Raw genomic sequence first — 25,425 nt, forward strand, 5'->3', positions numbered from 1 at the left:
CGCCATGTACTACGAAATCCGCACTTACAAGATCCGCACCGGCGCAGTTCCCGCGTATCTGAAACTGGTCGAGGAAGAGGGCATCGCGTTGCAGAAGGAGCATCTGGGAGAACTCGTGGGCTACTTCTTCTCCGAGATCGGGCCGCTCAACCAGATCGTTCACATGTGGGCTTACTCGAGCCTCGACGACCGCGAAGCGCGTCGTCAGCGCCTCGCTGAAGACCCGGCGTGGCAGGCATTCGCACCGAAGATCCAGGCGCTGCTGGAAACGATGGAAAGCAAGATCATGAAGCCCGCTGCATTTTCGCCGCTCAAGTAAAACCAGCCGTTCAGGCTCAAGTCCTCTCAAAGCCAGCCGTTTCCTTTCAAGGAGCAGTCGTCATGCAGCAATCGTTAAATTTGCACGCCCTGGTGCGCGCATTGTTCGTTACCGCTGTAGTTTCGGTTACCGCATCGGTTAGCGCGCCCGTGTTTGCAGCGGCCGCGCCGATCGTCTTCGCCAGTTGGGGCGGCACGACGCAATCAGCTCAGCAGAAAGACTGGGCGACGCCCTTCACCCAGACATCGGGAGTCCAGGTGCTGATGGACGGCCCGACCGACTACGGCAAGCTCAAGGCGATGGTCGATAGCGGCAACGTGCAGTGGGATGTGGTCGACGTGGAAGGCGATTTTGCATATGCCGCACTGCGCGACGGACTGGTCGAACCGATCGATTATTCGGTGGTGAACAAGGCCCAGCTCGACCCGCGTTTCATGTCGCCGGGTGCCGTCGGGAGTTTCTATTATTCGTTCGTGCTGGGATACAACAAGGCAACGTTCAAGAGCGGCGCGCCTGCCAACTACGCCGATCTCTTCGACACAAAACGCTTCCCCGGCAAACGCACGTTCTACAAATGGTCCGCACCGGGCGTACTCGAAGTCGCGTTGCTCGCCGACGGCGTCGCGCCCGACAAGCTGTATCCGCTCGACCTCGATCGCGCGTTCAAGAAGCTCGACACCATCAAGAGCGACATTGTCTGGTGGAGCGGCGGCGCGCAGTCGCAGCAGTTGATGGCATCGGGCGAGGCGCCGCTCGGCGTATTCTGGAACGGCCGCCTGCATGCGTTGCAGCAGACCGGCGTGGATGTGGGCGTGTCGTGGAACCAGAACCTGACCGCTGCCGACATGCTCGTGGTGCCCAAGGGCGCGAAGCACAAGGACGAGGCCATGAAGTTCCTCGCCACGGCGACCAGCGCGCAGGCGCAGGCGAATTTCGCGGCTGAAACGGGCTACGCGCCCATCAATTTGAAATCGGCTGCACTGCTTCCCGCCGATGTCGCGAAGACCCAGCCGGACCAGTACAAGGCGACGCAGATCAACCTCGACATGAAGTACTGGGCCGATCATCGCGACGAAATCGCCAAGCGCTGGTATGCGTGGCAATCGAAGTAAGCCTGAAGACGAGTAATGGCTGCCGATCATCTTGAAGGAGTTGTCATGTCGAACGCAGTAAGCACTGTCGCGGATTCCCCGGTGTCCCTGCCGAGGATGAGCGCCGGTTTCAGGAGGGCGCGGCTGGTGCTTCCGGCCTTGCTGTTGCTGATTGTGTTCTTCATGCTGCCGGTCCTCTCGCTGCTGTTAAGGAGCGTGCTGGACCCATCGCCCGGCTTGCAGAACTATGCGCAGCTGTTCGGCTCGACCACTTACTTGCGGGTCTTCGGCAACACTTTTTTTGTAGCCTCGGTGGTCACGGCGGTGACGCTCGTGATCGGTTTCCCGACCGCATGGCTGCTCGCCATTGCACCGCGCTGGGTCAGCAAACTGGTGTTCGCCATCCTGCTGCTTTCGATGTGGACCAACCTGCTCGCACGCACTTTTGCCTGGATGGTGCTGCTGCAGCAGACCGGTCCGATCAACCGTCTGCTGATGTGGCTGGGCGTGATTCACGAGCCGCTGACGCTTGTCAACAACCTGACCGGCGTCACGATCGGCATGACCTACATCATGTTGCCGTTCCTCGTGATGCCGCTGCACGCCACCCTGCGCGCCATCGATCCGACTACGCTGCGAGCAGCCGCTATCTGCGGCGCGAGCCGTTGGCAGGCGTTCTGGCGCGTGCTGGTGCCGCTCGCCATGCCCGGCATCGCGAGTGGCGCATTGATGGTCTTCGTCATGGCGCTCGGCTACTTCGTGACGCCCGCGCTGCTCGGCGGCCCCGAGTACATGATGCTCGCCGAACTGATTGCGCAACTCGTGCAGCAATTGCTGAACTGGGGGCTCGCGGGCGCCGCCGCCTTCTTGCTGCTGCTCGTGACGCTGTCGCTCTATGCGGTGCAACTGCGCTTTTCCGGCCGCGCGCCGGATGCTTCGGGAGTTCACTGACATGCTGCTCGATTTCGATCGTCTCGGACCGTTGCGCTGGGCGTTGCTGGCGGTGGGCGTGGGTGTATCGCTGTTCCTGTTGCTGCCGGTGCTGTTCATCGTCGGGTTGTCGTTCGGCGATTCGCAGTGGCTGATGTTTCCGCCACCCGGGTGGACCTTGCGCTGGTACGCGATGCTGTTTTCCGATCCGGGCTGGCTCGACTCGCTGATGACCAGCGTTGAACTCGGCGTGGTCGTGATGGTGTTGTCGGTCGTACTGGGCCTCTTTGCTTCGCTTGCATTGACGCGCGGAAATTTTCGCGGCCGTGCGCTGCTGAAGGCGTTTTTCCTCACGCCAATGGTGTTGCCCGTAGTCGTGCTCGCCGTCGCGCTGTATGGCTTTTTCCTGCGCATCGGATTGACGGGAACGCTGGTTGGATTCGTGATCGGCCACCTGATCATTGCATTGCCGTTCTCGATCATCGCCATTAGCAATTCGCTGGAAAGTTTCGATACCGCGCTCGAAGACGCCGCGCTGATTTGCGGCGCCAGTCCGTTCGAAGTGAAGTGGCGCGTGACGCTGCCCGCCATTCGTCTCGGCCTGTTCGCCGCGGCCATTTTCTCGTTCCTCGCGTCGTGGGATGAGGTGGTGGTATCGATCTTCATGGCAAGTCCGACCTTGCAAACGCTGCCCGTGCGAATCTGGAGCACGTTGCGCCAGGACCTGACGCCGGTGATTGCCGCGGCGTCGTCGCTGCTGGTCGGCCTGACTGTCATCCTGATGTTGCTGGGGCTTGTCCTTAAGAGAGGTAAATCGTGAGCTCACCGTTTCTGCAGATTCAACGGCTTCGCAAAACCTACGACCAGGTGGTCGCTATCGACCATGTTTCGCTCGATATCAAGAAGGGCGAATTCATGACTTTCCTCGGACCGTCGGGTTCGGGCAAGAGCACGACGTTGTATATTGTCGCGGGCTTTCAGTCCCCAACCGAAGGGCGCGTGCTGCTCGATGGGAAGTCGCTGCTGTCGGTTGCGCCGAACAAGCGCAACATCGGCATGGTGTTTCAGCGCTATACGCTCTTCCCGCATCTGACGGTCGGCGAGAACGTTGCGTTTCCGTTGCGCGTGCGACGTCTGCCCGACGCCCAGGTGAAATCGAAGGTCGAGCAGATGTTGAAGCTCGTGCACCTCGGCGATTGCCGTGACCGCATGCCGGATCAATTGTCGGGCGGGATGCAGCAGCGCGTGGCAATCGCCCGTGCGCTTGCTTACGATCCACCGGTCCTCCTGATGGACGAACCGCTCTCAGCACTCGATAAAAAGCTGCGCGAGGAACTGCAGACGGAACTCCGGCGCATCCACCAGCAAACGGGCGTGACGATCCTGTACGTGACCCACGACCAGGAAGAGGCGCTGCGTCTGTCAGACAGGATCGCGGTGTTCAACAAAGGGCGCATCGAGCAGGTGGGCAGCGGCGAGGAGCTCTATGCGAAGCCGGCATCGCGCTTTGTCGCGAGTTTCATCGGCAACTCGAATTTCCTGCCGGTTACGCTGGCGGGCAGCAATGGCTCGTCGCAGGCGGTGTTTCCGAACGGCAAACCGGTTTCCGTCGGCGGCTTTGGTCACGCGCTGAACGATGGCGACAACGGCGCGCTGATGCTCCGTCCCGAGCAGATCCGCATTCGCGCGCAGCCGTCTGACGCTGCGGACGGCGGTTTGCAGGTGGTCGTGCGCGATGTCACCTATCTTGGCGACACCATGCACTATGCGGTTTCCACGCCTTGGGAACAGGAGATCGCGGTGCGGACATCCATCAGTTCGCATGCGCCGAGCCTGGCTGTCGGTGCGCGGGCATGGCTCGAATGGGAGAACGAGAGCGCACGGGTGTTCGCCGCCTGACGAAGGCGTGCACCTTGACGCCGGTGGCAACAAAGCACGTGTGTGCAATACTATGGGATTCCAAGAACCAGGGATTCCGGATATCAGACCGGAGACAAAAAAACATGACCGATCAAATGCGTGTCGACCGAAGTGCACCGACGTTGCGCGAGCTGACGCTGGAAAAACTGCGCGATGCAATTTCGCAGGGCATTTATCATCCCGGCGACCGCCTGATCGAGCGCACGCTATGCGATCAACTGGGCGTCAGCCGGACCGTGGTGCGCGAAGTGTTGCGTCACCTCGAGACCGAGGGACTGGTCGAGACCGTTGCGCATTCCGGACCGATCGTGGCTCGCCTCGATCCCGAGCAGGTTCAGGAGATCTACGAAATCCGTGCGTTGCTGGAGTCCGAGGCGGCGCGAGCGTGTGCCGAGCACGCAACCCCGGCGCTGGTGAAACAGCTACGCGAAATTCGCAAGGAAATCGAAGATGCCTTCGATGCGTCGGACTTCAAGCGCGTGCTGACCTACACAGAGCGCTTTTACGAAGTCATGTTCACCGGCGGCCACAAGCTGATGATGCATCAGGTGGTCAAGTCGCTGAACGCGCGGATCAACCAGTTGCGATCCGTGACCATTGCTTCGCCGGGACGAGGCACGGACTCGAATCGGGAGATGAACAAATTGCTGTCCGCGATCGCCAAGAAAGACGGCGATGCCGCCGCTGCGGCATCGCTTGAACATGTGCGTCGCACGGCCGGCATCGTCATGGCCACGCTTGCCGAGAGAGCCGCCGAAGCCAGCGTGTGAACGCCCGGCGGTATTGAACTCCAGGCTATGCAGGCCGTCGACATCGACGGCCTTTTTTTCGCCCTCAGCCTTTCCGGCGTGCTCTCGTAAACCCCTCAATCGTCGAAAATTCTTGCATCCAGTAATATGGAATACCATAATATTCTCACGACGCCAGCGCATGATGCCGCAGCGTTTTTGCCTACGGAGAAAACCCCCATGAAACTCGAGATTCGCAAGCTGGTGACCTATGTGGAAGACACTTTCATCGAAGGCGGTAAAGCGGCCGAGCGGCCGTTGAAGCTGTTTGCGGCGGCAGCGGTGCTGCGCAATCCATGGGCGGGGCGTGGTTTCGTCGAAGACCTGCGTCCCGAGATTCACGGACTTGCGCCGCAACTGGGCGAGATTCTGACGGCCGAGATCCTGCGGATCGCCGGATCGGGCGCGGCGGTGGAAGGTTACGGGAAGGCGGCGATTGTCGGGACATCGGGCGAGGTCGAACATGCGTCGGCGCTGATCCACACGCTGCGCTTTGGCAACAAGTTCCGCGAAGCCGTGGGCGCGAAGAGCTATTTGAGCTTTACGAATTTGCGTGGCGGTCCTAACTGTCCGGTCACCATTCCGCTCATGCACAAGGGCGATGAAGGCATGCGCTCGCATTACCTCACCATCCAGTTCTCGATCATCGATGCCCCCGGCCCCGATGAACTCGTGATTGCGCTGGGCGCATCGATTGGCGGGCGGCCGCATCATCGGATTGGCGACCGCTATCAGGATCTGAAGGAGCTTGGGTCCAATGAAGCATGAAACGATGACCAGCCACGCGTCGATGAACGGCGTATTCGACGGCACCGCATATAGCGTGGCGGGCGAGGGCCCGGCACTTGTCCTGATCCACGGCGTGGGGATGAATCGCAGCGTGTGGGCGCCCCAGGTGGATGCGCTGCAATTGTGTTTTCGGGTCGTGTCATACGACATGCTGGGTCACGGCGCCAGCCGCTTGCCGGCGGCGTCCCCCACGCTCGATGAATACGCGGGACAGCTGGCCGCGCTGCTGGATCATTTGCAGATTGATGCGGCGCATGTGGTCGGTCACTCGATGGGCTCGTTGATTGCGCTCGAGTTTGCGCTGCAATATCCGCGGCGGGTGGCGAGCGTGGCTGCGCTGAACGCGGTGTACGACCGCACGCCTACGCAGCGGGCCGCCGTGATGCAGCGCGCAGCGTCGCTGGAAGGCGGGGGGCTTGAGCAGCCGAGCATCGACGCCACGGTGGCGCGCTGGTTCGACGATCCCGTGCCGGGTCATCTCGCGCAGGTGGCGGAGCTTGTGCGTTCGTTGCTGGAGACGGTGAACCCGGAGGGTTACGCACGGACCTACCGGTTGTTTGCGAGTTCCGATCAGGCGCATGTTGGTCGTTTGCCGCAACTGACCGTGCCCGCGTTGTTCATGACCGGTGAGTGCGATCCGAATTCGAGTCCCGCCATGTCGCATTCAATGGCGGCCGCCGCGCCGCAAGGACGCGCCGAAATCATTGCGAATGAGCGGCATATGATGAACGTCACCGCGCCGGCGATCGTGAACCAGCGCTTGGTGCAGTTCATTCGCGAAGCGAGTGGCGCCTGAGCGCCTGACTGACGCTTGACTGACGCTTTGATTGAACTAAGGAGCAAAAGCATGAACGAGCCTTCCTTCGATACCGCCGAGTTTCGCCGTGCATTGGGCGCATTCGTGACGGGCGTGACTGTGGTGACGACCATTCAACCCGATGGTTCGCCGCGTGGTTTTACTGCGAACTCGTTCACGTCCGTGTCGCTTGATCCCGCGTTGATCCTGGTCTGTATCGCGAAGACGGCCTCCAGCCATCCGGTGTTTTCCGGGACGCAGCGTTTTGCGGTCAGCGTACTTGCTGAAGATCAACGGCCTGTGTCGGGCGTGTTTGCATCGAAGAGTGCGGATAAATTCGCGCAAGTCGGCTGGCATGCACGACGCACCGGCAGTCCGGTGATGGATGGCGCGGCGGCGAGTTTCGACTGTGAGACGCATCAGGTGGTGGATGCGGGGGACCACATCATCCTGATTGGGCGCGTGGTGGATTTCACGCACACGAGCGCGACGCCGCTAGGGTATTGCCGTGGCGCTTATGTGGATTTCAGTTTGTCGCAGGACGCGTTGGCCGCGACCGGCCAGCGCGCTCAAGTTGGGGCGATCCTCGAGCATGCTGCGGGGCTTGTGCTGATCGAGACGGCGTCGGGGGCATTGCAATTACCTATTGGGACGCGCTTGGAACCGCTCGCGGATGCGGCTAGTTTGCGCGGCGTGCTTAGCGGGTATCGGCTGAATGCGAACCTGGATTTTCTGTTCGCGGTGTTCGAGGAGAAGGGCGTTACCCATATCTATTATCGGGGGCGCATTGTTGATGATCTGCCCGCGGGCGCGAATGTACGGTATGTGCCGCTTGGCGCGATTCCCTGGGACAAGATCCGTGACCCCGCCGTTGCGTCGATGCTGCGACGCTACGTGAAGGAGAGAACGGAGGACGCGTTCGGTATTTATGTAGGCGATGTGGAGAAGGGGATGGTGCAAGCGCTAGGGTGATTCGTTCGCACTCGCCTGGATGGGTAGTGAACCCCTCGCTACCCGGCGCGCCGAAATCGATCGCGATGATGCTCGCCACGTCCTGCATTAAAGCAAATAGCGAACGAACAAAAGGCGACCGGCCAGACGGAACTGCCGCTGCAGAAAATGACCGAAACTGCCCGGGCGGATGAGGACGAACGACTACGTAATCTTCGGAAAATGCTGCTCACGTGCCGCGCAGGCACGCGTCGCCCGCTGCCGCACGGCATGCGGGGCGCTGCTATTTGCATCAGTGGAAGCTCACCGGATAATTCCCACCGGGCCCTGCCAAGCGGCTTTAAACCCGGTAAAACTCGATATCCTGCCCGGCATGCTGCGCACGCTTCAACCACTCTGGCATGTCGCCTGTCCCGTCCCACGTGTCGCCGCTTGCGTTTCTGAATACGGGCACAGTGCCGTTGGCGCTCTCCGGCAATGAGGGCATTGACGGCAGCGCGCGCTTGGATGCCGCGCTCGAACCGTTGGTCATTGGAGGAGGGGTAACGGAAACCGGTACGTCGGCCAATGCTTCGGCCAGCGCTGTTTCGGAAATGCCAAACTCAGCCATTCGGCTGCGCAAATAGGCAATGATGCTGTCTCGCTTTCTTTCGTCCACGGCTGTCCTGATTCAGCTTTTACTTTCTTGAAGGCGAGCCATCTGCCCGCGCGGACCGGGGCGGCTCGAGGAATGTGTGGGTTGACTAAAATCGTGGCGCGCCGAGTGACGCGCGTCAATTAGTGTAATACCGCAAATTGCCGCTTTAACTCGCAGCGCCCGATAATCGGACTCCTGCGAGCGAGCGGCTCGACAAACTGGTTACTGTGTTTGAGACCGGTGCGAGATGCGTAAGCCGCCGAATCAGCGGCTGAAAGCTCACGACCAGATCGGTGCACGGCTGGCGGCTGCTCATGTTTCAAATGCACCATGCATGCAGCCGCAAATTTCAACAATTCGTCCAGACAACCGCGGGCGCCACAAGGAAATCATAGCGCCGAATGCCGCTATTGTATGCCTAAATCATTTTAGCGATTATGTTGCTCGCCCGGTAATTCCGCTCCATGTGCACGAATTGCCGCAATGAGTTCGGCCGGCGTGATTTCATAACGCACTTCACGATGGATGCCGGCCTTCCTTTCATCAACTTCAATCAGCAGGACGGCCTTGCCGTCGGGCGCAGGTTCGAGGCGCAACGTTCGCACTTCCTGACCGGTGGCTTCATCGCGCTCCGTCAGCAAGGTCATGGATCCTGTGGCGGGACTTCTGGTCATTCATTTTCTCCCTTCCGATATTCAACATCTTATCTGTTGAGACCCTTCGAACGGCTTACCCGCCGCTGCCGTCCAGAGGAAGGCACTAAAAGCGGGCGCAGGACAGCGGATCTCAAAGCCGCCGACCTCATTATTGCTTGTCAAAACGATACCCGTCCAGCGTCCGAATGCGTGTTCGCCGCACCGCTTAACTGTTGACATCCGCCTGGTACCTGCCTGATACACGCCTGGCACCCGCCTGATACCCGCAAAGCGATGCAGTCGCTGCTACGCCGCCACCGCCGCGCGGGCCCGCGCAGTGATTTCAAATGAGCGCAGGCGGGCCGCGTGATCGTAGATTTGCGCGGTCACCATCAACTCGTCCGGCTGGGTTTGTTCGATCAGCGAGGCCAATCCCGCCTCCACCTGACGCTGGTCGCCGATCACCGAACAGGCGAGCGAATGCTCCACGCCGGCGCGTTCGGCCTCGTTCCACGGCATCTGCCTGACGGGCGGCGGCAACTGGCCCGGCGTGCCACGTCGCAGGTTGATGAATTGCTGTTGCAACGATGTGAAAAGAAACTCCGCTTCTTCCGTGGTGTCGGCGGCGAAAACATTGACGCCGACCATGGCATAAGGGCGCTCGAGCTGCTTCGACGGGCGGAATTGCGTCCGGTAAACCTGCAATGCGGTGAGCAGATAGTCGGGCGCGAAATGTGAAGCGAACGCGAACGGCAGGCCGAGCGCGGCGGCAAGCTGGGCGCTGAAGGTGGACGAGCCGAGCAGCCAGATCGGCACGTTCAGCCCCGCGCCGGGGACGGCGCGCACGCGCTGGCCTTCTACCGGATCGGCGAAATAGCGCTGCAATTCCACGACGTCATCGGGGAAATTGTCTGCGCTGCCCTGGAGATCGCGGCGCAGCGCGCGGGCCGTCGTCTGGTCGGTGCCGGGCGCGCGGCCAAGGCCAAGATCAATGCGTCCGGGAAACAGCGACGCCAGCGTGCCGAACTGCTCGGCGATCACAAGCGGTGCGTGGTTCGGCAGCATGACGCCGCCCGAGCCGACGCGGATCGTGCTCGTTCCGGCGGCAACGTGCCCGATCACCACGGACGTAGCGGCGCTGGCAATCCCTGTCATGTTGTGATGCTCGGCCAGCCAGAATCGCAGGTAACCGAGTTTTTCAGCATGCTGGGCCAGCTCCCGCGAGTGGCGGAACGCGTCGGCGGCGGTGGATCCGGCGGGAATAGGGGATAAATCGAGAACTGAAAACGGGATCATTGCGGCTTCCATGACTTCGTGCAGCGGCGGCGCGCGGGCATCGGGGATCCGGTTGCCGTCAAGCGCCAATCCCGGATGAAAATCCAGGACGCGGCTCAGGGCACACTTCAACGACGTGCCTTACACGCGGGTAAAAGCCGATTGTGCCGAAAGTCGGGAAAGTCTGCCGTGACCACCCTCAACGCCCTCAGGCGAGGCGGGGATAACCGAGTTCAGCGGCGTTCATTTCGATGTCGAGAATACGAGCGTAGTCGTCGAGGGGGCGCCTCGCAAAACCGTCGAGCTTGAGCCGCTTTGCCAGGGCACGATCGTGCGCGACGGAGTCGGTGAGTGCGCTCATCAGCGCCTCGACCCCCTCCGCCGGCACCCGTTTCGATGCAATCAGCGGCAGACCAGGGGCACTTCGTGTCGTACCGATCTCGACCAGGCCAAGGGCCAGATCCGGACGATGGTCGAGTACGAACGCGAAGCTCACGCAGTCGATGGCGGCGACATCGGCCCGGTCGTCCTGCAGGGCTTGCAGCGAAGCCAGGTGCCCACCCGTTTCGATCACCGATGCGAAGAACGGTTGGCCGCCCGCGAGCGGCGCGAGCGCACTGCGCAGCAGGTTCATGCCGCTGTTTGAATCGGGGGTGTTGTACGCCGCGCGCAGACCGCGGCACTGCGCGAGCGAGGTGACTTTGGCCGCAGCCCGGGTGACCAGGACGCTGTGATAATCGCCGCCTTCGCAGCCATCGACGGTGAAAACGGGCGTAGTGACTAGCTGCACGCGTGCGGTGAGCGCTTTCACCAGCGGATACCCGCATGTCTGCGACAGCAGCAGGTCGTCACGCAACCAGAATTCCTGCAGGGACGTCTCGGGATCGACAATGGCGAGCGTGTCGCCGCGAGCCTCGAGCCATAGCCGCAAGCGCTGGTGAACATGATCGAGCAAAGCGCGCCAGTCGCCGGCAAGCGCCGGCGTGACGTTGTACATCGGTAATGCGGCCACCCAGTTCATGCAAATTCTCGTCCGTTGCGCCGTGAAATACCAACTCTTAAACCCATGCCTGCGCCCGGCCGGAAAGCGAAATCAGACGGGCTGCGCGTCGCCGCCAAGGGTTGCCGATCCGGCGGACCCGGCCTGAGCCTGCGCAATTTGATCGGCGGCCCGTGCATGAAGCGGATGCAACGCAGGCGCAACCGGCCGGACGCCATGCCGCACCAGCCATTCCTGATAACCGCGCACGATGAAACCGCCATTGCGCACCCGATACGCGTCGCGATGCCCATGATAAACGCTTGCCAGCGCGTACCACGGCAAGCTCGGCAGGTCGTGATGAACGGCGTGAAAATTGTTATTGAGGAACAGCAGACGCCAGACCCCCGATGCTTCGTTGATGACCGTGCGTTCAGGGATGTGATCGGCTGCGCGATGTTCCTGGAACGAACGGATCGCACTCAACGCGAGCGCCGGATACCCAACGCCGAATACGAAAAGCGCGGGACTGATGCCGCAGCGGCGCTCGAGCCACGTGGCGAGCACTCCGAGCAGGACGAGATGCAAAGCCCAAGCGCCTGCGATACGGCCATTGCCCCGCGCAATCTGGGTGAACGCCGAGGCGATCGCTTTCACGATGGAAAACCAGGGGCCGAGCACAATGCGCCCGAAGAACGTGTTGCGGAGAACCAGCAGAAATCGCACGATCACACCGGCGCCGCGCCACCGTTCAGCGGAGACGAAATAGCTTTCCGGGTCGAGATCGGGATCGGTGAGATGCGTGTCGTTGTGGTGGCGCAGATGCGACTCGCGATACACCGCGTAAGGGAACCAGACCGCGAGCGGGGCGACGCCGAGCAGCGCGTTGAACAAAGGGAAGCGGGTCGGATGGCCGTGCAGGAGTTCGTGCTGTAACGACAAATACAGGCACGACAAAACGGCGAGAATGCTTAGCGCCAGCGGCATTCCAATCGACCGCGCGTTAAGCGCCGTCGTGAACCAGCCGCCATACACAGCCACGATCAGCAGCCAGGTCGGCCACTCGCTGCGCCAGCGCCAGGAAGCGCGTAGTTGCTGTATTTGATGGCGTTGAGCATCGTCTATGTAAAGGCTCATGGCAATTCAGTGACGGAACGAGCCCCGATCTTAACGACGCTTCGCCGCCTGCCAAACCAAGCATTCCCGCTAAGCATGTTCCCATGTGAAGAATCGAGGCTCGAGCGCTTGTACGCGGCGAGAGCCGGCGCGCGGGGACCATCTCGATGCGGGTATGAAGCGCCGGATCGCAGAGCGTCGCGCGATCGGGCGTCGGGCCGCCTCAGGCTTAGGGAGAAATTGAAAGCTTTTAGTAGGAATTTTTATCGCGAAGTCGGTGGGGGCGTCGCGCGACAACTAGCGTGCAGGATTATCTGCGGGTGTTCCGGGGCGCACAGGTTCATTGGCAACATAATCGGCGGGATATCGGTTGCATCATCAAACACGCCGCGATCGCGCCGGAGATTGAATGACCGTGCTCGGGAATTGGTTTGAATGTGGTTTGAATGTGGTTTAGCGACGCCGCAGGCGAGGGGGCATGGAATCGCAGTTATCCGCTCAAAGCCCCGCGCCCCGCGCCTGGAGCCCTGCAAATGCTCAAGCGACAGGCACGCCTGAAAGACGACATTTGGCGGCCCGGAGGCCGCCGTCGATACGCGCACGATGCGCGACGGCGAAAGCGCCGTGGTTACGCCGCTTTCGCCCAAAGCCTGTTGGTTGTTCTTTTGCGCCCGGAGCTGGGATCGCCTTTGGGTTGCGAGAACGAGTCCAGCACCTTGCGCAATGCATCGACCCGAAGCCTTTGCGACGGCACCAGCACGTAGCCCGTACAGACAGCGCTCAAGCGTTCGTGCCAGTACTCGACGCTGGGTGCGCCGGCCGGTTTCTGACTCATCGTCCGTAGCTGGCCTATGGCCCGTTCAATGTGCTGAAGCTCCGCGTCTGCTTGTGTCGACGTTCGCGGGCCTTCTGACGTCGGCGATCTCTTGGCTTTCATCCTGCGCCCCCATTCTTGCCGGCCAGCTTCTTGACGCTTTGTCGGTTCTGTCGATGACTGATGCGTTCATTGCTGCGTCCAGCTATACCCCTGCGCCTGCGCGTTTATGATCGCGTTGGGCGGCCCCCGGCTTGATTCAACCGTTGATGCATGGTCGCAAAGGCCGGATGCATGCACCGTCTGAAATCGCACATTGAAAGCACCGGGCGCGCGATTAACCGGGCAACGCAAACGTTTTCCGTGTGCTTGGGCACGAAGCCAGTGCGCCGAACGACGCTAGTTCCCGGCGGTAGGATGCTTGAATCTGGCAGTGGGATGTCGCGCGGGCAGGAGGGCGATCGGGAGATCAGCAGGAGACAGTTCAGGCGCGGTTTCAAAACGGCTTCATGGTCGACTCATGGTCTTTTTGAAGCCGCTTTTTGGAGCCACTTTTTTGAAGCCACTTCAACAACGCAGGAGTATTGACTACGTCGAACACATCGACTGACACGCTCGAAAGCGCATCTCACTCGTCTTCTGCAGTCCGAGGCTTGCCGCTGCGTTTTATCTGCTCGTCCATGGCCAGGTCGAGCTTGCTGACGCGTCGCGGTTTCTCTGGCTTGAGCGCGTTCACAAAGGCCACGAAATCATCCATGGTCTGCGGTGCGGAAAGTTTTTGCTCGCCGCTTGCCGCCCGGTCGACGAGATAGAACAGGCCGCCGCTCAAGCTCACGGCGGCATAGTGCGGGTTGCCGGAGCGTGTCTTCAAACGCTCGACGGCGTTGATGGCTTTAGTCGAGCGCACGATCAGCCCGGTAAAAAAGCAGGCCCGCAGATGTCATGCAGCCGGCGTCATGAAATACTTCGCCGAACTTCCTCGAGATCAAGGTCATGGTCATGGTCAAGGCGCGCATTTCTTGCTTGCGCCTTCGAGCCACAGGTTCGACGCGTGGCGCTCGCCCGGATAAAACCGGTACGACGTTTCGCCGTTATCGAAGCGAACCTTGATCACGTTGGAATCGCCGAATTCGAGCATCGTCCCTTGGGGAATGGGTGTTTGCTTGAACGTGGCGTCATGTTTCTTCGCCTCGTCCGTCAGGCACTGGACAATGCTGGCCACCGACGCGTTAGGCGCTGTTTCGACTTCCGGCTGACCGGCATCGGGGTTATGGAACTGGGCACAGGCTTGCAGCAAGAACAGGGGAAGCGCGAGAGCGCCGACAATCTTTTTCATGGTGTCCTTCAAGGTTTGCGACCGCCTTTTCGACGACGCGTCTGACAACAGATTCAGCAATATCTTTGACTACGGCAATCCGCCATTACAGCACAGCGGCCTTACGTTTTCGGTCTGCGCCGATCCTGGCCGGTGAGGACGAAAGCCTGCCGCCGTGCACCGGTGCCCACGGGCATTCAAGCATCAGGCGGCACGCCGAGAAGCTGCATGGTCCCGCCGACCACGCCCGAAAACACCGGTCCGGCCACGGTCCCGCCGTAGTAGGAGCCGGCTGACGGTTCATCGATCATCACGGCCACAATCACTTGCGGATCACTCATTGGCGCCATGCCGACAAACGACGCGCGATACTTGTTCGCGGCATACGTCCGCCCAATCTGTTTTCGCGCCGTGCCGGTCTTCCCGCCCACGCGATACCCATCCACCGCTGCCGCACGTCCCGTGCCACGGGGTCCCATCGCGAGTTCCAGCATGTCGCGCACGGCCGCTGCAGTCCCGGGTTTGGTGACTTGCACGGGGTCCCGCGCAGCCTGGCCGCGAATCAGGCTGGACTGCCGGAACTCGCCATTGCCCGCGTAAGCCGTATAAACCTGTGCAATCTGCAGCAACGACAACGACATCCCATACCCATATGCCATGGTCGCCTGCTCGATCGGGCGCCAGCGTTCGTATGCCCGCAGGCGACCGGTGGCCGCGCCCGGGAACGTCAGGTCCGGCGCCTGGCCAATCCCGTATTCGCGATACTTGTCCCACACCGTTTGCGGGCGAAGCTTCAGCGAGAGTTTGGTCAACGCGATATTGCTCGACATCTGCACGGCTTCGGAGACCGTGATGACGCCGTGATTCGACGTATCGTGGATCACGTTGGGCCCGAGCTTGAACGTCCCCGGCGATGTATCGATACGCGTATCCGGCCGCACGACCCCAAGGTCGATAGCCAGCGCCGCCACCAGCGGCTTGATGGTCGAGCCTGGCTCGAAAGTGTCGGTCAGCGCGCGGTTGCGCAACTGCTCGCCGGTCAGGCGCGCGCGGTCGTTAGGGTCGAAAGTCGGATAGTTCGCGAGCGCGAGGATCTCGCCGTTCTTCGCGTCCAGCACCACCACGCTGCCCGCCCGCGCACGATGCTTCGTGATGGCCGCGGCCAGTTGCGTATGCGCAAGCTGCTGGATCCGGCGATCGATAGTCAGATGAATCGTCTCGCCATTCTCCGGCAACTCCACATCGCCGATCTCGGACACCACGCGCCCGAGTCGGTCGCGGATCACTTCGCGCTGGCCGTGTTCGCCGGTCAGCCGGTCGTTTGCCGCGAGTTCAATGCCTTCCTGGCCCTTGTCTTCGTTATCGGTGAAGCCGACCACGTGGGCCGCGGATTCGCCTTCGGGATAGAAGCGTTTCGTGTCGGCGACCAGCGTTATGCCCGACATCCCGGTTTGCGCAATGCGCGTGGCCGTATCGGCATCGACTTGCCGTTTCAGCAGCACGAACGAGCGCGCAGCATCGAGGCGGCGCGCCAGTTCGTTCTCGGGCATATCGATCAGGCGAGCGACTGCCGGCAGGGTTGCGCGATCAAAGCGCGATGGCGTGGCCCAGATCGCATAGGTCGCGAGGCTCACGGCCAGCATGGCGCCGTTGCGGTCGACAATGCGTCCGCGCGTGGCGCTCAGTTCCAGCGTGCGTTGATAGCGCTTTTGCCCTTCGCCGATATAAAAGTCCTGGTTCACGACCTGCACCCACAGCGCTCGCGCCGTGAGTGACGCGAACGCGCCGAACATCAGCAGCACGACCAGCGTGGAGCGCCACCGTGGCAGCCGGCTTTCCAACACTGCATTTTTCACGGGCGTCCGATAAGATTCATGGGCTCGCTTGGCGGTTTTACGCATCGTGGCGATCAGGACGTAGCGGGTGTGTCGGACGTGTTGGACGTGGACTGCCGGACGATGCGCTCGAGTACGGCATCAAATCCGCCGGGCAGGGTTTCACGGCCGGTTCCGGAGTCGCTGTCGGCAAGCGCGAGCCCGAACGTGTCTTGCAGCACGCCGCGCAATTCTTCAGCGCTTGCGAGCTCTCGTATGGATGCGGTATTGCCACGCTGTGTCAGGGTCGTGTCGAGCAGAGTGTGCCGCTCACCTGGCATCACCCGCGCCACGATCAGGTGGTTCACGAAGATCGACTCGGGATACGTCGATACATAGTGGTTCGCCATGGCGTAGTCGGCGGGAAATTGCGGTTCGAGGTCGAAACGGTAGATCGGCTTCCAGGCATCGCCAAGCTTTACTTGCAGGAGGAAATCGCCGCGCTCGATCAGGTCGAGACGGAACGGCTCGTGCGGCGTTACCTGTTCCCGGCCCGTGTCGAACAGCAGGGGAGCGGTGAGCGTCATGCTGCCAAAACCGACGTCCGCGAGCCAGGTTTCGTTGGCTGTTTCGACCAGCAGGATCATGTGGGTGCGCGGCGGCAAGACAGCCGGACTGTTCCACATCACGCGCGCGGCGAGCCCCGTGGTGGCGAAGCCGAGCGTGTCGAGCACGGCGCGAAACAGCAGGTTGTGCTCGTAACAATAGCCGCCGCGCCGCGCGCTTATGAGCTTCGCGAACACGGACGCGAGATCGAGGCGCGGCGTGCGCCCGAGCAGCGGGTCGAGGTTTTCGAACGCGATCACTTGCGGATGCAGCCTATGCAGCGCGTGCAGCGTCTCTGATGTAGCCTGCTGAGACCCGCGATAGCCGATGCGGTCGAAATAGGCGGCGAGTTGCGCCGGGGAGAGTGTCTGATTCATGTGGAACTCCTGCCCTTATGATGGAAACGAAGCCGGGCGAGCCGCCGCGAGGTGCCGACATTCTACGGCACAGGCCGCGCGCCGATTACATATTGCATACGCCGTGCATCAGTCGAAATGACGGAAGCGGACCGTTTGGGCAGGATTTTGAACTGTGACGCGCCCAACATGGTCTTTAATAAGCAGTGCGCTCAACTCTTCTTTTAAAGAACCCTATGTCGACCCCACTCGCTACCACGACCTCCTCCCCAACACCCGCGGGCAAGCATCCCGCCCCGCCTTGCACGCTCGTCATCTTCGGCGCGGCCGGGGACCTGACCAAACGGCTGCTGATGCCGGCGCTGTACAACCTGTCGTCCGATGGCCTGCTCGACGACAAGATGAAGATCATCGGCGTGAACCACGGCGAGCTCGAGACGAGCGTCTGGCGCGACCAATTGACCGAGTCGCTAAAAAGTTTCGCGGCCGACAAAGCGGGCGCTTTTCATACCTCGAAACTCGACGACCGGGCGTGGAACTGGGTCGCGGATCGGCTGCAATACGTAGCTGGCGAGTTCGAAACCGACGACGTATTCAACAAGCTCAAGCAGACGCTCGGCGACAATGGAAATGTCATTTTTTATCTCGCTGTGAGTTCGCGCTTCTTCAAGCCAATCGTCGAGCGGCTTGGCCGGGCAGGATTGTTGAAGGAAAGCGACCAGGGCTTCCGGCGCGTGGTGATCGAAAAGCCGTTTGGGCACGACTACGCATCGGCGAAAGATCTCAACGAAAGCATTCTCAAGTTCGCCGGCGAGAACCAGATTTATCGTATCGACCATTTTCTTGGCAAGGACACGGTGCAGAGCATCCTCGCGGTTCGCTTCGCGAACGCGTTGTTCGAGCCTATTTTCCGGCGCGAATATATCGATCACGTGCAGATCACGGCGGCGGAAACCATCGGCGTGGAAGCGCGCGGCGGGTTTTACGAGCAGACGGGCGCCTTCCGCGACATGCTCCCGAATCACCTGTTCCAGCTGCTCGGCATGGTCGCGATGGAACCGCCGAATTCGTTCGATGCCGAAGCGGTGCGCGACAAGAAGGCCGAAATCTTCGACGCGATCCAGCCGCTGAAGCCCAATGACGTCGTGCTCGGGCAGTACGAAAAATCCGCGACCATGGCGGGGTATCGGGAGGAAGCCGACGTCGCGCCGGACAGCCAGGTCGAGACCTATGCGGCGGCGCGGGTGTTCGTCGAGAACTGGCGCTGGGCCGGCGTGCCGTTTTACCTGCGCACCGGCAAGCGGATGACGGCGCGGCGCACGGAGATATCGGTGCAGCTGAAAGCGGTGCCGTTTTTGCTGTTCCGCGACACGCCGGTGGACAGCCTCGTGCCGAACGTACTGACCTTGCGCATTGATCCGCAACACGGCACTTGCTTCGATTTCAACGTGAAGGTGCCCGGGCCGGTGATGCAGGTCGGCGCTGTCAAGTCATCGTTCAAATACGGTGATTTTTTCGATGAGAAGCCGAACGTCGGTTACGAAACGCTGCTGTACGACTGTATGCTCGGCGACGAGACGCTGTTCCAGCGCGCCGATAGCATCGAAACAAGCTGGGCGGCGGTTGAGGGCGTGTTGCATCCCGAAGGCGGTCCGTTGCCGGTACATGGCTACACCGCGGGCAGCGCGGGACCGAAGGAATCTGACGACTTATTGAAAGCCGACGGCCGTGCGTGGCGCCCGTTGGTGGACGACCAAGCGCAAAAAACTGACCACGACGACAAGAACTGAGGAGAACCGTATGGGGACAACAGCACGCAAGGCAGCAGCAGTGAAGAAGACCGCAAGCAAGGCAGCGAGCAGGACAGCGACCAAGACAACCGCAGGCAAGACCACTCGACGCCCGGCCGCGAAAGAACGGATTCTTGCGATCGATGTGGGCGGGACGGGCCTGAAGGCCGCGATTATCGATGCGCACGGGAAGATGCTGACGGAGCGGGTCAAGGTGGCCACGCCGCATCCGTGTCCGCCGGACGTGATCGTCCAGAAGCTGGTGGAGCTGGTCGGGCCGCTGTTGACGCCGCTGCCGGCCACGCAGATCTCGATCGGTTTTCCGGGCGTAGTGCGGGACAACCACGTGCTGACCGCGCCAAACCTCGGCAACGAATTCTGGCGCAACGTGCCGCTCGCGGACATGCTGGCCGAGCACCTCGGGCACCTGCCGGTGCGCATTATCAACGACGCCGAAATGCAGGGGCTTGCTGCTATCGAAGGGAAAGGCATCGAGTTCGTGCTGACGCTGGGCACGGGCGCGGGCACTGCGCTTTTCCGCGATGGCGAGCTCATGCCGCATCTCGAGCTGGCGCATCATCCGGTCAGTAAAAACAAGACGTACGACGAATATCTCGGCAACGCGGCGCGCGACAAGGCGGGCAACAAGCGCTGGAATCGCCGGGTGGAGAAGATCATCGGCATCCTGAGTTCGCTCGTGAACTACGACAAATTGTGGATTGGCGGCGGCAACGCGGCCAACCTCAATTTCGACTTGCCGAAAAACGTGCACGTGGTCTCGAACGAGGCGGGTATTGAAGGCGGCGCACGGCTCTGGCATCCGCGTTCAGTGCGCGAGACGCGGCAATTGCCGGCTGGGGCGTTTGAATGACATCCATCGGCGCTACGGGTCTGAAGCTGAGTCCGGGTCATATCGACCCGGAGCGGGCGCTGGCGGCGCTGGCGAGGGTCGAGCTCGTGATTTCGGATTGCGACGGCACCTTGCTCTACACGGACAAATCGCTTGGCGAGCCTGCCAAGGCAGCCGTGCGTAATCTCACCGCTGCGGGCGTGCGCTTCACGGTGGCGAGCAGCCGCCCGGGCAAGGGCATGCATTCGATCGTGGAGACGCTTGGGATCCAGTCGCCGTTTGCCGCTTTCAACGGCGGCAAACTCGTCGATCCCGCCGGCTGGAAGACCCTGAGCGCTCACTGGCTGCCGCGCGACGCCGCGCAAACGGCCCTGGAAAGCCTGGCGCGCGACGCAGTGGATGCGTGGGTGTTCATCGACGACCAGTGGTACATCACGAATCCCGGCGGCGAATACGTGCCGCTTGAACGCCGGACGGTGGGATACGACGCGGTGGTGGTCAAGCGTTTCGACGATATCGACCTGGATTCGATCGAGAAGATCGTGGCGTCGACGAAAGACGCGGCGCTGCTTCAACGCAAGGAGGCGGAGTTCCAGGACACGCTCAAGGGCCGCGCCACGGCAATGCTTTCACAGACCTACTACCTGGACATCACGCATCCGCTCGCGAACAAAGGCGAGGGCGTGCGCGAACTGGCGCGGCTGGCGAGCGTTGCGCTGGAAAACGTGGCGGTGCTGGGGGATATGGGCAACGACGTCGCCATGTTCGACGTGGCGGGTGTTTCCATTGTGATGGGGCAGGCGTCGGCAGACGTTCAATCGCACGCGACGTTTGTATCGGCCACGAACGATGAAGACGGCTTTGCCTCAGGCCTCAATGGATTGCTGACGGCCCGGAAGGGAAAATAACGGTGCGAGGGTGGAATACGCGTAACCGGGATACGCGTAACTGACATACGCATTAGAGAGCGACATCGGCGCCATGCGATGCTGACTGGCAGCATCCAGCGGTGGCGCCGACGAAGCGTTGCTCTCGACTCCGGCGAACAGGACTGTGCGGGACTCGCTTTGGACGCAATTAAGCGCGCGTCACGCCAGCGTTCTGCTTAACGGCGACGCATTTGCGGACGTTGACCGCCGCCGCCGGTTGCGCGTTCGTCCTTGTGCCGGAAGTTGATCCGGCCTTTCGTCAGGTCATACACCGACAATTCCAGCGTCACGCGGTCGCCCGCGAGAATCCGGATGTGGTTCTTGCGCATGCGGCCCGATGCGTACGCGCCCACGACCACGCCGTTGTCCAGCGTCACGCGGTAGCGGCTGTCGGGAAGCACTTCGTCAACAATGCCGTCCAGCTCGAGTAACTCTTCTTTCGCCATATAAAGCTCCTTAAATCATCTATTCGATGCGATTGTATGCGAGACCGGCCCGACCCCGCGATGCCTTTTAACGCCTAACAGTCGCGTCCAGTCACAGATCTGCAACAGTCTGGCCGTCGATCTGGCCGTCGATCAGCTTTTCCGCATGCAACAAGCACGCCCGGCGTGCCTGGCCGCCGTTTTCAAACGATCCGGCCTGTTCAATTCGGAACACGCGGCTTTCGCCCGTTGCTTCCTCGCCTGCCGGCGGCGCGCGGCGGATGCGCACCGACGCTTCATAACCGGTATCCGCTGCACGGACTGCCGCACCGCCGTCGCGGGCGCCACGGGGGTAAATCAGCGGATGAATTTCATAACCTTTGTACGTCTTAAGCGGCTTGACCAGTTCTTTCATGTTTCCTGAATTCCTGTATTACGCCCGCCCGCGCATCGGCATGGTGCAGCCGATGCCTTGAAAACCACTCCGGCAACCGTTCAGCGCCTTTTGGCACGTGCGGTCGACAGGTGTTAGCGAGCAAAAACGAGCAAAAATGACGTGCGGCGCACGCATTGCGCAGCCGCTCGCTGGGCTGTAGGTGTTGATGAACGTCGCGGTAACACTGCGGTAACACGCTTGCCGGGCATGTCGAACTGCCCATGCCGCTACGCACGTCCGCTACGCGCGTGTTACCCATGCAACCATGCGCGGTACAACGCATGGAAACAAGCAACCGTCGACGTTGCTGCTGTTTAAACTTTGAAGACGAATGCAGGGCCGCGACCGGTTGCGGAGCCCACACTGCCGGGGCGATGACATTCAGCCAAGGTGTTGCGCTGAAATGTTGGATGGATCGCTGCTGCCGTGGCGAACACGCTGCGCCAGAAGCGCACTGTGTAACATTAGACAGCAAATCAGAAAAAAGTTCCGCTGTCGCCGGAGGCCCCGCCTCTCGATGCTGCAATGCTGACATGTCCGTCGACGCTAATTGCGCTTGTCTGCGTATGATTTCCGCGCAATTCCCGTCGAGCCGTTTTCCGTCACGCAACCGCCTTCCAGCGGCACCGAATACGCCATTATAACCATCATAGCCAACCAGCCTTGCGGAACCTCCAGTAAAGGCCGACATCAAGCGCCAGCATCACGGCAATGACGGCCGGATAGCCATAAGCCCAGTCGAGCTCCGGAATGCGATGGAAGTTCATGCCATAGATCCCGGCGATCATGGTGGGCACCGCGAACAGCGCGGCAAACGAGCCCAGCCGCTTCGTCACTTCGCTTTCCGCCAGCGAAATCATGCCCAGGTTGACCTGGATGGCGGTCACGATCATTTCGCGGCGGCCCTCGATCGTTTTCACGATACGCAGCAGGTGGTCGTACACATCGCGGAAATAGTCCTGCATGCCGGTACAAATGCCCGGCGCGCGGCCGCCGTAGAGTTTGCTGACTGCTTCCAGCAGCGGCGCGGTGTGATGCTGCAGCAGCACGAGCCGGCGTTTCAGGGAATACAGGTCTTCAATGATCACCCTCGACGCCGCCGACCCGTTGCGCTCGAAAATGCGCTCCTCGAGTTCGTCGAGCTCCGCGCCGAGCGTCTCCAGAATGGGGAAATAACGGTCCACGACGTTGTCGATCAACGCGTACATCACGAACCCCGGGCCGTGTTCCAGCAAGTGCGGTTCGCGCTCGCAGCGCTTCCTCACATCCTGGAACCCCTGGCTCGTCCGGTTACGCACGGACAGCACGTAGTTATTTCCGACGAACACGTTGATCTCGCCGACCACCAGTTCGTTGTCGGAATCGAGTTCCACCGTGTGGAGCACGCAAAACAAGGAATCCGCGTATTCGTCGATCTTCGGACGCTCATGGCCTTGCTGAGCATCTTCCACGGCGAGTTCGTGCAGCCCGAACTGGTGCGACAGATGCTCGAGCTCGCCCGGGCCGGGGTCCTTCAGCGCAACCCACACGAAGCAGTCGGGGACTTCCCGATACGCGGAAATATCGTCGATGGCGACGTCGGTGAGCTTGCGGCCTTTCTGGTAAGCCGCGCAATTGACCAGCATGGATTCCCGCCCCCGCACACGATGATGGAGCCGGCGCATGCCGCCTGCCGCGAGCGCCTCTCACGAGAACAGGCAGCGCGCCTGACGGAGCATGGCCGGACTTGCCGTGAATCTTAGCGGATTTGTCGGCAGCTTACCGTGTGAAAGCTGTATTCCGTCGGTTTGCGACGCAGCCGTCGCTCGAGTCACGTCTCGCTATGCGAGTAGTCCGAGGTCATCTCGGCACTGAGCCGCGGCATTTCCGCCTGTGGCGCTAACGTGTTGTCGCGTTTCGTGAGCTTGCCTTCCACGGAAGCCCCCACGTCCATGCGCAGTTGCTGGTAGTAGATGTTGCCGTTCACATGCGCATTCGATTGCAGCTCGACAAAATGCTCCACTGTTACATCACCGGTGATGGTTCCGTTGATCACGATGTCATAGGCGTTCACGTTGCCCGTGATCGAACCCTGGTCGCTCACGACCAGCAGCGTCTGCTCGCCCGGACGGCCCGTCACGTTGCCCTTGACGTGGCCATCCATGCGCAGGCCGTCACTGAATTCGAGGTTGCCCGCGATCTGGACATCGTGTGCGATCAGCGTAGCTAGCTTGGCTTGGCTGACGCCGGTGGATTTTTTCTTGAACATGGGAAAGCCCCTTCTGGTCTGGATTGCAAAATGGTTGCCGGTACTGGATGGATCGGTGTGCCGGCGCGGAGGGTGGTTCAGGGATCGGTCTAGTTAGTTCGACTTGTCCCGCTGGCGTTTGAGGAAGGCCAGGTCAGTTCGCATTCGATGAATCTCCGCCAGGCTTTCGGACGCTTGCTGCTCCATGACGAGCCGTGTCGCCACTTCATGGTCGAGCGCGATGCGCGCCTTCGAAAGCTGCTCGCGGATCTCGCGTTCAGACATGGGCGGCGCGCACAGGGCATCGGCTTTCTTGCTGATGTCGCGCGAGGTGACAAGCGCGAAGCCGGCCGCGGCCAGCGCCGCTGCGGCGCAGGCCGCGGCAATCGTGCCGAGCAGCAGCATGGGCCAGGTCGGGCCGCGTCGCGACGTCAGGGAGTAGGTGCGGCGCGTGAGCTTGTGCGTCGCCCTGTTTCGATCAGCTTGCGGCATTGGATTTCAGCTTGAAGAGCGCGAGATAAGGCGTGGGATTGACCTGCGTCCCGTCGATGATCACCTCGAAGTGCAGATGCGGTCCGGTCGAGCGGCCGGTCGAGCCGATTTCGGCAATCTTCTGGCCGGGCATGACGAGATCGCCCACCTTCACGAATATCTTCGATGTATGCCCGTAGCGGGTGATTACCCCGCTGCTGTGCTGGATATCGATGGCGTTGCCATAACCGCCGTGCGGTCCGGCCTGGACCACGCGGCCACCCGCGCTTGCGTAGATGGCCGTGCCGGTGGGGGCAACGAGGTCAACGCCCGGATGAAAGTTCAGGTGTCCCGTGAACGGATCGATACGGTTGCCGAACGGCGAGCCGGAACGCGCGCCGGGCGCGGGCTGGCGGCCCGGAAACGCCATGTATGACGCGTAGTGCTCGAGCACGGCGTCATCGAGCGCACCGATGGTTGCATCGAGGCAATCCAGCGCGCTTTGCGTGTGCTTCAAACGCTGCGGCGCGGTGCCGGTAAGCGCTGCATGCTGGGCGTCACAGAGGCGCGGCGGCAGCGATGGACCGCCCGAGGCGCTGCTGTCGAGCGGCGATTCATCGTCGTTATCGGGAAGCGGTGGCACCAGGTGGATGTCCGGATGATCGGCTGCGCGTCGCGCCGCTTTCAATTGTGCTTCGAAGTCCTGAAGTTCGTTCACTTGTGACACGAGTTCGGTCACGCGCGGTTCGATATGCGTAAGCGTTGCGCTGATCTTGCCGAGCTCATCGATTTCATAGGAGCGCCGCTCCGTTTGCGTCTTCTCTTCGGCTGCGTGGGTGTTGCCCATGGCCGCACCAATGGCGATGCCAGGATCATCGCAATGACGGCGACGATCACCATGGCGCGAACCGTGCGCGCTTCGACGAAACGCACACGCTGGTGCGACACGTTGCGGCGGGACCAGATAACGAACGCCATCAGTGCACCGGGCGCAGCAAACGCGCAGGCAAGAGCGCAGGCAATAGAAGCCGCACGGGCGGTGGATTACCGGTCTGTCGGCGAGTGTAAATAATGAGATGGATAAAGGTCACGTCCATGTGAAAACGCCGCAGCAGGGCTACGGCGGAAAGCCTTATGGGCGGACGATTATGCACCTGTTACGCGAA

Annotated in this window: 29 protein-coding genes; 13 read left to right on the plus strand and 16 right to left on the minus strand. The window is 61.3% G+C overall.

The features are described 5' to 3' along the window. Positions 1 to 4 precede the first annotated feature (4 nt). The 9 genes from ACSOSP_RS38775 to ACSOSP_RS38815 all read left to right on the plus strand — a co-directional run bounded on the left by ACSOSP_RS38775 (position 5) and on the right by ACSOSP_RS38815 (position 7,605). Entirely contained in the window at positions 5 to 319 is a 315-nt protein-coding gene (locus ACSOSP_RS38775) for an NIPSNAP family protein (protein WP_455314304.1), read from the plus strand. A gap of 62 nt (positions 320 to 381) precedes the next feature. After that, the gene (locus tag ACSOSP_RS38780; protein WP_455314305.1) at positions 382 to 1,431 is read left to right on the plus strand and encodes an ABC transporter substrate-binding protein; all 1,050 of its coding nucleotides are present in this window, start codon (positions 382 to 384) and stop codon (positions 1,429 to 1,431) included. 96 nt (positions 1,432 to 1,527) lie between these two features. After that, positions 1,528 to 2,361, plus strand: a complete 834-nt coding sequence (locus tag ACSOSP_RS38785) for an ABC transporter permease (protein ID WP_455315375.1) — start codon at positions 1,528 to 1,530, stop codon at positions 2,359 to 2,361. A gap of 1 nt (position 2,362) precedes the next feature. Continuing rightward, on the plus strand, positions 2,363 to 3,160 hold the full coding sequence (locus ACSOSP_RS38790; RefSeq protein WP_455314306.1) for an ABC transporter permease: 798 nt from the start codon (positions 2,363 to 2,365) through the stop codon (positions 3,158 to 3,160). After that, positions 3,157 to 4,239 carry an ABC transporter ATP-binding protein gene (locus ACSOSP_RS38795; protein WP_455314307.1) on the plus strand — a complete coding sequence of 361 codons (1,083 nt, stop codon included), beginning with the start codon at positions 3,157 to 3,159 and terminating at the stop codon, positions 4,237 to 4,239. Before ACSOSP_RS38790 ends, ACSOSP_RS38795 begins: the two co-directional genes overlap by 4 nt. A gap of 104 nt (positions 4,240 to 4,343) precedes the next feature. Continuing rightward, complete coding sequence (locus ACSOSP_RS38800; RefSeq protein ID WP_455314308.1) at positions 4,344 to 5,030, plus strand: GntR family transcriptional regulator; 687 nt, start codon at positions 4,344 to 4,346, stop codon at positions 5,028 to 5,030. 198 nt (positions 5,031 to 5,228) lie between these two features. Continuing rightward, positions 5,229 to 5,816 (plus strand): amino acid synthesis family protein, encoded by a 588-nt coding sequence (locus ACSOSP_RS38805; RefSeq protein WP_299706636.1) that lies wholly within the window; start codon positions 5,229 to 5,231, stop codon positions 5,814 to 5,816. Next, positions 5,806 to 6,633 (plus strand): alpha/beta fold hydrolase, encoded by an 828-nt coding sequence (locus tag ACSOSP_RS38810; RefSeq protein ID WP_455314309.1) that lies wholly within the window; start codon positions 5,806 to 5,808, stop codon positions 6,631 to 6,633. The genes ACSOSP_RS38805 and ACSOSP_RS38810 overlap by 11 nt, the downstream gene beginning before the upstream one ends. Positions 6,634 to 6,684: 51 nt before the next feature. Next, positions 6,685 to 7,605, plus strand: a complete 921-nt coding sequence (locus ACSOSP_RS38815) for a flavin reductase (RefSeq protein WP_455314310.1) — start codon at positions 6,685 to 6,687, stop codon at positions 7,603 to 7,605. A gap of 319 nt (positions 7,606 to 7,924) precedes the next feature. Here the strand turns inward: ACSOSP_RS38815 and ACSOSP_RS38820 are convergent, their stop codons facing one another. From ACSOSP_RS38820 to ACSOSP_RS38865, 10 genes are all read right to left on the minus strand, one after another. Then, the gene (locus ACSOSP_RS38820; RefSeq protein ID WP_075583396.1) at positions 7,925 to 8,242 is read right to left on the minus strand and encodes an H-NS family nucleoid-associated regulatory protein; all 318 of its coding nucleotides are present in this window, start codon (positions 8,240 to 8,242) and stop codon (positions 7,925 to 7,927) included. Positions 8,243 to 8,649: 407 nt separating this feature from the next. Continuing rightward, positions 8,650 to 8,895, minus strand: a complete 246-nt coding sequence (locus ACSOSP_RS38825) for a hypothetical protein (protein WP_031361754.1) — start codon at positions 8,893 to 8,895, stop codon at positions 8,650 to 8,652. Between the two features lie 267 nt (positions 8,896 to 9,162). Further along, complete coding sequence (locus tag ACSOSP_RS38830; RefSeq protein WP_455315376.1) at positions 9,163 to 10,152, minus strand: LLM class flavin-dependent oxidoreductase; 990 nt, start codon at positions 10,150 to 10,152, stop codon at positions 9,163 to 9,165. A gap of 187 nt (positions 10,153 to 10,339) precedes the next feature. After that, positions 10,340 to 11,152, minus strand: a complete 813-nt coding sequence (locus ACSOSP_RS38835; RefSeq protein WP_455314311.1) for a phosphate/phosphite/phosphonate ABC transporter substrate-binding protein — start codon at positions 11,150 to 11,152, stop codon at positions 10,340 to 10,342. A 72-nt stretch (positions 11,153 to 11,224) separates the two neighbouring features. Then, positions 11,225 to 12,247 (minus strand): fatty acid desaturase, encoded by a 1,023-nt coding sequence (locus tag ACSOSP_RS38840; protein ID WP_455314312.1) that lies wholly within the window; start codon positions 12,245 to 12,247, stop codon positions 11,225 to 11,227. A gap of 607 nt (positions 12,248 to 12,854) precedes the next feature. Next, positions 12,855 to 13,061 carry a hypothetical protein gene (locus tag ACSOSP_RS38845; RefSeq protein ID WP_455314313.1) on the minus strand — a complete coding sequence of 69 codons (207 nt, stop codon included), beginning with the start codon at positions 13,059 to 13,061 and terminating at the stop codon, positions 12,855 to 12,857. A 607-nt stretch (positions 13,062 to 13,668) separates the two neighbouring features. Next, positions 13,669 to 13,947: a hypothetical protein gene (locus ACSOSP_RS38850; protein WP_455314314.1), complete on the minus strand. Its 279-nt coding sequence runs from the start codon at positions 13,945 to 13,947 to the stop codon at positions 13,669 to 13,671. Positions 13,948 to 14,043: 96 nt separating this feature from the next. Beyond that, the gene (locus tag ACSOSP_RS38855; protein WP_031361760.1) at positions 14,044 to 14,376 is read right to left on the minus strand and encodes a hypothetical protein; all 333 of its coding nucleotides are present in this window, start codon (positions 14,374 to 14,376) and stop codon (positions 14,044 to 14,046) included. A 176-nt stretch (positions 14,377 to 14,552) separates the two neighbouring features. Further along, positions 14,553 to 16,256: a peptidoglycan D,D-transpeptidase FtsI family protein gene (locus tag ACSOSP_RS38860; protein ID WP_455314315.1), complete on the minus strand. Its 1,704-nt coding sequence runs from the start codon at positions 16,254 to 16,256 to the stop codon at positions 14,553 to 14,555. An 8-nt stretch (positions 16,257 to 16,264) separates the two neighbouring features. Beyond that, positions 16,265 to 17,152, minus strand: coding sequence for an arylamine N-acetyltransferase family protein (locus tag ACSOSP_RS38865; protein ID WP_455314316.1), 888 nt, complete (start codon positions 17,150 to 17,152; stop codon positions 16,265 to 16,267). 215 nt (positions 17,153 to 17,367) lie between these two features. On the opposite strand from ACSOSP_RS38865, the gene zwf reads away from it, so the two are divergent. The 3 genes from zwf to ACSOSP_RS38880 are packed head-to-tail and all read left to right on the plus strand — an operon-like array spanning position 17,368 to position 20,679. After that, entirely contained in the window at positions 17,368 to 18,921 is a 1,554-nt protein-coding gene (gene zwf, locus ACSOSP_RS38870; RefSeq protein ID WP_455314317.1) for a glucose-6-phosphate dehydrogenase, read from the plus strand. A 10-nt stretch (positions 18,922 to 18,931) separates the two neighbouring features. Then, positions 18,932 to 19,792: an ROK family protein gene (locus ACSOSP_RS38875; protein WP_455314318.1), complete on the plus strand. Its 861-nt coding sequence runs from the start codon at positions 18,932 to 18,934 to the stop codon at positions 19,790 to 19,792. After that, on the plus strand, positions 19,789 to 20,679 hold the full coding sequence (locus tag ACSOSP_RS38880) for an HAD family hydrolase (protein WP_455314319.1): 891 nt from the start codon (positions 19,789 to 19,791) through the stop codon (positions 20,677 to 20,679). Before ACSOSP_RS38875 ends, ACSOSP_RS38880 begins: the two co-directional genes overlap by 4 nt. A gap of 197 nt (positions 20,680 to 20,876) precedes the next feature. Here ACSOSP_RS38880 and infA read toward each other — a convergent pair whose 3' ends face one another. The 6 genes from infA to ACSOSP_RS38910 all read right to left on the minus strand — a co-directional run bounded on the left by infA (position 20,877) and on the right by ACSOSP_RS38910 (position 25,106). Then, on the minus strand, positions 20,877 to 21,146 hold the full coding sequence (gene infA, locus ACSOSP_RS38885; RefSeq protein ID WP_047846762.1) for a translation initiation factor IF-1: 270 nt from the start codon (positions 21,144 to 21,146) through the stop codon (positions 20,877 to 20,879). A 91-nt stretch (positions 21,147 to 21,237) separates the two neighbouring features. Continuing rightward, positions 21,238 to 21,531 carry a hypothetical protein gene (locus tag ACSOSP_RS38890; RefSeq protein WP_197500291.1) on the minus strand — a complete coding sequence of 98 codons (294 nt, stop codon included), beginning with the start codon at positions 21,529 to 21,531 and terminating at the stop codon, positions 21,238 to 21,240. A gap of 677 nt (positions 21,532 to 22,208) precedes the next feature. Then, the gene (gene corA / locus ACSOSP_RS38895; protein ID WP_455315377.1) at positions 22,209 to 23,186 is read right to left on the minus strand and encodes a magnesium/cobalt transporter CorA; all 978 of its coding nucleotides are present in this window, start codon (positions 23,184 to 23,186) and stop codon (positions 22,209 to 22,211) included. A 185-nt stretch (positions 23,187 to 23,371) separates the two neighbouring features. Next, complete coding sequence (locus tag ACSOSP_RS38900; protein ID WP_455314320.1) at positions 23,372 to 23,809, minus strand: bactofilin family protein; 438 nt, start codon at positions 23,807 to 23,809, stop codon at positions 23,372 to 23,374. A gap of 93 nt (positions 23,810 to 23,902) precedes the next feature. Further along, the gene (locus ACSOSP_RS38905; protein ID WP_455314321.1) at positions 23,903 to 24,193 is read right to left on the minus strand and encodes a hypothetical protein; all 291 of its coding nucleotides are present in this window, start codon (positions 24,191 to 24,193) and stop codon (positions 23,903 to 23,905) included. 73 nt (positions 24,194 to 24,266) lie between these two features. Beyond that, a complete protein-coding gene (locus ACSOSP_RS38910; RefSeq protein WP_455314322.1) occupies positions 24,267 to 25,106 on the minus strand; it encodes a M23 family metallopeptidase in 840 nt (279 codons plus the stop codon). 33 nt (positions 25,107 to 25,139) lie between these two features. Here ACSOSP_RS38910 and ACSOSP_RS38915 point away from each other — a divergent pair, with 33 nt between their 5' ends. After that, a complete protein-coding gene (locus ACSOSP_RS38915; protein ID WP_455314323.1) occupies positions 25,140 to 25,331 on the plus strand; it encodes a hypothetical protein in 192 nt (63 codons plus the stop codon). Positions 25,332 to 25,425 lie beyond the last annotated feature (94 nt).

The organism is Caballeronia sp. KNU42 (assembly GCF_053760385.1).